Annotated in this window: 1 rRNA gene; it reads left to right on the top strand. The window is 49.7% G+C overall.

From position 1 onward, the window contains the following. Positions 1-23 precede the first annotated feature (23 nt). Positions 24-2,885 (top strand): 23S ribosomal RNA (locus tag A7325_RS12420). Positions 2,886-3,025: the final 140 nt, after the last annotated feature.

Below are 3,025 nucleotides of genomic sequence, written 5' to 3'. Positions count from 1 at the left end.
CGAAAGACTACTTGGGGTTGTATGGTCAAGTAATGAAGCGCACATGGTGGATGCCTTGGCAGTCAGAGGCGATGAAAGACGTGACAGCCTGCGATAAGCTTCGGGGAGGCGGCAATATCCTGTGATCCGGAGATTTCTGAATGGGGAAACCCAGCTAGCATAAGCTAGCTATCTTATATTTATATAAGAGGCGAACGAGGGGAAGTGAAACATCTCAGTACCCTTAGGAATAGACATCAATTGAGATTCCCCTAGTAGCGGCGAGCGAACGGGGAGAAGCCGATTAATGCTAATGTAGAAGAACAGCGTGGGAAAGCTGACCGTAGTAGGTGATAGTCCTGTATTCGAAACATTAGCGTTAACATATTAAGTAGAGCGGGGCACGAGAAATCCTGTTTGAAGATGGGGGGACCATCCTCCAAGGCTAAATACTCCTGACTGACCGATAGTGAACCAGTACCGTGAGGGAAAGGCGAAAAGAACCCCTGTGAGGGGAGTGAAATAGAACCTGAAACCGTGTGCGTACAAGCAGTGGGAGCCTTAATTTATTAGGGTGACCGCGTACCTTTTGTATAATGGGTCAGCGACTTATATTCTGTAGCAAGGTTAACCGTTTAGGGGAGCCGTAGGGAAACCGAGTCTTAATAGGGCGATTAGTTGCAGGGTATAGACCCGAAACCGAGTGATCTATCCATGAGCAGGTTGAAAGTGCCGTAACAGGCACCGGAGGACCGAACCCACTGTCGTTGAAAAGCCAGGGGATGACTTGTGGATAGGGGTGAAAGGCTAATCAAACTCGGTGATAGCTGGTTCTCCCCGAAAGCTATTTAGGTAGCGCCTCGGACGAACACCATTGGGGGTAGAGCACTGTTTCGGCTAGGGGGTCATACCGACTTACCAAACCGATGCAAACTCCGAATACCGATGAGTGATATCCGGGAGACACACAGTGGGTGCTAACGTCCATTGTGGAGAGGGAAACAACCCAGACCGCCAGCTAAGGCCCCAAATTCCTAGTTAAGTGGGAAACGAGGTGGGAAGGCATAGACAGCTAGGAGGTTGGCTTAGAAGCAGCCATCCTTTAAAGAAAGCGTAATAGCTCACTAGTCGAGTCGGCCCGCGCGGAAGATGTAACGGGGCTCAAACTAGGAGCCGAAGCTGCGGATTTGAATTTGTTTTCAAGTGGTAGGGGAGCGTTGTGTAAGCCTGTGAAGGTGTGTTGTAAAGCATGCTGGAGGTATCACAAGAGCGAATGCTGACGTGAGTAACGATAATGCGAGTGAAAAGCTCGCACGCCGGAAGATCAAGGGTTCCAGTCCAACGTTAATCGGGGCTGGGTGAGTCGACCCCTAAGGCGAGGCCGAAAGGCGTAGTCGATGGGAAATCGGTTAATATTCCGATACTTGTTTATAATGCGATGGAGGGACGGAGTAGGTTATGTCAGCCTGGCGTTGGTTGTCCAGGTGAAAGGATGTAGGCTTACAGTTTAGGCAAATCCGGACTGTAATACGGCTGAGATCTGATAGCAAGCGGTACTTGTACCGTGAAGTGGCAAATACCATGCTTCCAGGAAAAGCTTCTAAGCAATAGTTATAAACGAATCGTACCCTAAACCGACACAGGTGATCAGGTAGAGAATACCAAGGCGCTTGAGAGAACTCTGCTGAAGGAACTAGGCAAAATGGTACCGTAACTTCGGGAGAAGGTACGCTGCCGATGGTGATAGGACTTGCTCCTTGAGCTGTTGGCAGTCGCAGATACCAGGCTGCTGCAACTGTTTATTAAAAACACAGCACTCTGCAAACACGAAAGTGGACGTATAGGGTGTGATGTCTGCCCGGTGCTGGAAGGTTAATTGATGGGGTTAGCGTAAGCGAAGCTCTTGATCGAAGCCCCAGTAAACGGCGGCCGTAACTATAACGGTCCTAAGGTAGCGAAATTCCTTGTCGGGTAAGTTCCGACCTGCACGAATGACATAATGATGGCAGCGCTGTCTCCAGCAGAGACTCAGTGAAATCGAAATCGCAGTGAAGATGCTGTGTACCCGCGGCTAGACGGAAAGACCCCGTGAACCTTTACTACAGCTTTACATTGAACTTTGACCTGACTTGTGCAGGATAGGTGGGAGGCTTTGAAGCCGAGACGCTAGTCTTGGTGGAGCCATCCTTGAAATACCACCCTGGTCATGTCGGGGTTCTAACTCAGGTATAACAATACCGAGGACAATGTATGGTGGGTAGTTTGACTGGGGCGGTCTCCTCCTAAAGAGTAACGGAGGAGTACGAAGGTGCGCTCAGAACGGTCGGAAATCGTTCATAGAGTATAAAGGCAAAAGCGCGCTTAACTGCGAGACCCACAAGTCGAGCAGGTACGAAAGTAGGTCTTAGTGATCCGGTGGTTCTGTATGGAAGGGCCATCGCTCAACGGATAAAAGGTACTCTGGGGATAACAGGCTGATACCGCCCAAGAGTTCATATCGACGGCGGTGTTTGGCACCTCGATGTCGGCTCATCTCATCCTAGGGCTGAAGCAGGTCCTAAGGGTATGGCTGTTCGCCATTTAAAGAGGTACGCGAGCTGGGTTTAGAACGTCGTGAGACAGTTCGGTCCCTATCTACCGTGGGCGTTGGAAATTTGAGAGGATCTGCTCCTAGTACGAGAGGACCAGAGTGGACGAACCACTGGTGTTCGGGTTGTCATGCCAATGGCATTGCCCGGTAGCTACGTTCGGATGGGATAACCGCTGAAAGCATCTAAGCGGGAAGCCCACCTCAAGATTAGATTTCCCTAAAGAGCCGTTCAAGACTAGGACGTTGATAGGCAGGGTGTGGAAGCACAGCGATGTGTGTAGCTAACCTGTACTAATTGCTCGTTTGGCTTGACCATACAACACCCAAGTGGTTTGTATCAAGTCTAATTATTTCGATATCACCTTAATCCTTGATTCAGTTGGATTAAGATGACACTAGTCATTAAACACACAGACTCATATCTAACCCCCTTTGCTGACGACAATAGCATGATGG

Origin of the sequence: Psychrobacter sp. SHUES1 (genome assembly GCF_001652315.1) — a bacterium.
Classification (GTDB): domain Bacteria; phylum Pseudomonadota; class Gammaproteobacteria; order Pseudomonadales; family Moraxellaceae; genus Psychrobacter; species Psychrobacter faecalis.
Note: the sequence above shows the minus strand (reverse complement) of the source record. Positions and strands in the feature narration are given on the sequence as shown.